Origin of the sequence: Anaerovibrio sp., from assembly GCF_051866355.1 — a bacterium.
In the GTDB taxonomy this organism is placed as follows: Bacteria; Bacillota; Negativicutes; order Selenomonadales; family Selenomonadaceae; genus Anaerovibrio.
This window is the reverse complement of the sequence record NZ_JBJDWZ010000044.1, coordinates 1-3734: the sequence shown is the minus strand read 5'-3', so window position 1 is coordinate 3734 and position 3734 is coordinate 1. Positions and strand designations below refer to the sequence as shown.

Here is a 3734-nt window from a genome sequence, read left to right as displayed (position 1 = left end):
ATGACCTGCTTCCCCTTGGCCACGCCTTACAGGGTAACATCCTTGCGCCCTGACACCTTGAAGAAAATCACCATCGCCGTAATGGTGGTAATCGTCAGGATGGTTGAAAGAGCCGCCGCCGTGCCGTAGCTGGCGCGGATTACCTCGGTATAAATTGCCACGGACATGGTCTTGGTGGCACCGGTAAAGAGGATAACCGAGGAACTCAGCTCATTGATAGCCGTAATCCAGGAAAGGATTGCACCGCTCATGACGCCCGGCAGCATCATGACTGCCGTAATCCTGAAAAACGTCTTCAAAGGCGATGCCCCCAGACTGATAGACGCTTCCTCCAGACTTGGGCTTATCTGATAAAGGATAGCCGAGCTGGAACGCAGTGTATAAGGCAGCCTGCGGATAACCAGCGAAATAATGATGATAAAGGCCGTGCCGGAAAGCAGCAGCGGCTCATCGTTGAAAGCCAGCAGCAGGGTAATACCCAGAACAGAGCCCGGAATGATGTACGGGAACATGGTCAGCGTATCGATAACCTCCGTCAGCCAGCTCTTTCTGCGGGTGGTCAGGTATGCCACCGTCATGCCCAGAAAAATAATCATCACCATGGCACCGGTGCTGAACAGGTAGGTGTTCTGAATGGCCGAGGCAAGGCTGTTGAAAATAGTCCGGTAGCTGTCCAGCGAATAGCCATCTACAAAGATAGCCCCCCGCGTTTTCAGGAAGGAGGTGTAAATAACCACCAGCTGAGGGATAAGGGACAGGGACACCAGCAGATAGATGCCTGCATGCATGAGAACATTCTGAACCCCGTGCAGCCGCCCTATCTGAATAGGCCGCAGGGAACTCATGGTAAAGGACTTGCGGTTGACAACGTATTTCTGCAAAAGGAAAATCACCGAGGTAATGAAGACCATGATGGCAGCCATGGCCGCCGCAAAATTCGCCTGATCCCCTACCTCATTGATAAACTCCGAATAAATCATGACCGGCATGACGTTGAACCCCTCGCCAATCAGCATCGGCGTACCAAAGTCAGCCATGGCATTCATGAACACCATCAACGCTCCCGCCAGAATCGTCGGCGTAATCAGCGGCACAATAACCGTAAACACCTTGCGGATGCCGCTGCAGCCCAGGCTCTCCGCCGCCTCAATCAGCGCCGAGTCGATATTCTTCAGGGCGCCGGACACATACAGGTAAATAAATGGGTACAGCTTCAGGGTCAGCACCAGAAGGATGCCCGAAAAACCGTAAATGGAAGGAAACTCAATCCCGAAGGTATTCTGCAGCCACTGGGTGAGGATACCACTGCGCCCGCCAATCAGAATCCACGAATAGGCACCGATAAAAGGCGGTGACAGCAGGGAAATAATGATGCAGATTTCCACGATGTTCCTGCCCCTGACCTTGTACATGGACATGAAATAGGCCAGTATGGTGCCGATGACAATAGCCAGCACCGTTACGCAGGTGGTAACGGAAAAGCTGTTAATCATGGACTGGTAATAATATTTCCGCTCAAAGAAATGAGCGAAGTGCCCCATGGTAAAAGCCCCTGTTTCCGGGTCCTGAAACGCTGTTATGAACAGGGAAAAGAGTGGATAAATCAGGAAGAGCCCGAAGACCACGATGGCCAGCAGGGTTACCCCCGTCCAAAAATCCCAGCGAATTAATTTCTTATTCATGAAGCACCACACCCTTCAAAAGGTTACGCTCGCCGTCTGCCGTGAACACGTTTACCTTGGCGGCATTCGGCTTCAGCGTCACTGTTTCATTTACATCCAAAAGCCGCTCCGCATGGCCCAAATCCTGAGAGAACTCAATGGATGGCTGGTTCGGCACCAGCATTTTTTCCTCAAAATCAAGGAAATATGTATTGTATTTGCCCAAAAAGACCTTGTTCTTTATCCTGCACTGCAGGCCCTGCCCCTGAGGCTGAATGGAAAATTCCTCCGGCCGGACGGACACGATTACCTGCATGCCGTCCGTTACCTCGTCGGAAAGGTTGTCCATTGGCATCACATAGCCGTCGTTAAATACCACGGCCCTGCCGGCCCCATCCGCCCGGATAACGCCGTGGAACAGGTTGGAATGGCCGATAAAGGTGGAAACAAAGACATTGTACGGTCTGGTGTAAATGGTGTGTGGCGATGCCGTCTGCTGGATAACACCCTTTTTCATGACGGCAATCCTGTCAGAAATGGACAAGGCCTCCTCCTGGTCGTGGGTGACATAAACGGTGGTAATGCCCACCTGCTTCTGTACCTCGCGGATGGCCGAGCGCATTTCCACACGGAGCTTGGCATCCAGATTGGACAAAGGCTCATCCATCAAAAGCACGCTGGGATGAATGACAATGGCACGGGCCAGCGCCACGCGCTGCTGCTGCCCGCCTGACAGCCTTTCCGGCAACCTGTCCTGATACTCGGTAATCTGCACCACATCCAGAATATCATCAACCTTGCGCTTCATCTCAGCCTTGGGAATTTTCCGTAGCTTCAGGCCGTACTCCACATTCTCGCGGACGGTCAGATGCGGAAAAATCGCATAGCTCTGAAACACCATGCCGATATTTCTCTCATGGGCCGGAATGTCATTGATTACCTTGTCATTGAAGGCAATAGTGCCGCCCTCGATGCTGTTGAAGCCCGCAATCATCCTCAGAAGGGTCGTCTTGCCACAGCCCGACGGCCCCAGCAGGGTAAAAAACTCACCATTTCTGATATGCTCGTCCAGACCGGGAATAATCGTCAAATCCCCGTATTTTTTTACCGCCTTGTCAATATTAATTTCCACACTCATACTACTCGCTCCCGTCTGTGGATATTTGCCATGTATTTTTGCACAACACATTTTTTACGAAATCTTTATCATTAGTATAAGCACCCAAGCAAGCTAAAACAATCCATAATTCAGTCAAAACATACCAAATTCTGAACAAACTCCAATAATAAAGTACCGCCTGCCGATGAACCAGCCACTCATTTCTAAATCATCACACAATTAAATCAGCAGGGCATCCTCCCTGCCACATGCCGTATTCCCTGTTCGCGCTTTCCCTCAATCTCTTTGCAAAACACATTTAACTTTTCTGACATACAATCCATAACAATATGGATATGGCTTGTATACATTATTCTTTTGTCTTTTTCCAATTTATATCAAAAAAATACTACACAAGTCCACTGCAAAGTGATATAATAACACCTGCAATGAGGCAGTTCTCAGCTTTAAATATGCACAAAGCTGGGACTGCTTCGTGTGTTTTCAACTTGCTTTACCATTTGTGCATATTTATGCACATTTTAGGCTGAGTAATGTATATTGTGTGTGTATTGGAGGGTCAGATATGAATTCTGAAATCACAGTGAAGCTGCCTCGCTGCAAAGGCTGCGGTATATGCGTAGCTTTCTGCCCGAAAAAGGTGCTGGGGCTTTCCGAGCTGGGCAAGGTTGTTATCGAAAATCCTGATGACTGCATAGCCTGCGGCCAGTGCGAGATGCGCTGCCCTGATTATGCGATTTTTGTAGATAAGAAGGTGGCAAAATGAGTAAAGCTAGATTAATGCAGGGTAATGAGGCATGTGCCGAGGGTGCATTGGCAGCCGGTGTCCGTTTCTTTGGCGGCTATCCTATTACCCCTTCCACAGAAATTGCCGAGGGCATGGCAAAGCTCCTGCCGCAGGTTGGCGGCAAGTTTGTCCAGATGGAGGACGAGATTGCCAGCATGGGTGTCGT

The 3734-nt window shown here is 50.0% G+C and carries 3 protein-coding genes and 1 pseudogene; 2 read left to right on the top strand and 2 right to left on the bottom strand.

Features of this window, described 5'->3' with window-relative positions; all coding sequences use genetic code 11:
• Positions 1 to 26: 26 nt before the first annotated feature.
• Positions 27 to 1682 (bottom strand): ABC transporter permease, encoded by a 1656-nt coding sequence (locus tag ACI3UA_RS02490; RefSeq protein WP_439723252.1) that lies wholly within the window; start codon positions 1680 to 1682, stop codon positions 27 to 29.
• Positions 1675 to 2799, bottom strand: coding sequence for an ABC transporter ATP-binding protein (locus tag ACI3UA_RS02485; protein WP_439723251.1), 1125 nt, complete (start codon positions 2797 to 2799; stop codon positions 1675 to 1677). Before ACI3UA_RS02485 ends, ACI3UA_RS02490 begins: the two co-directional genes overlap by 8 nt.
• A 547-nt stretch (positions 2800 to 3346) precedes the next feature.
• Here ACI3UA_RS02485 and ACI3UA_RS02480 point away from each other — a divergent pair.
• The gene (locus ACI3UA_RS02480) at positions 3347 to 3547 is read left to right on the top strand and encodes a 4Fe-4S binding protein (protein ID WP_154406795.1); all 201 of its coding nucleotides are present in this window, start codon (positions 3347 to 3349) and stop codon (positions 3545 to 3547) included.
• Positions 3544 to 3734 (top strand): annotated as a pseudogene (locus ACI3UA_RS02475) (2-oxoacid:acceptor oxidoreductase subunit alpha); the annotation flags it as partial. The gene ACI3UA_RS02480 and the pseudogene ACI3UA_RS02475, both read left to right, overlap by 4 nt.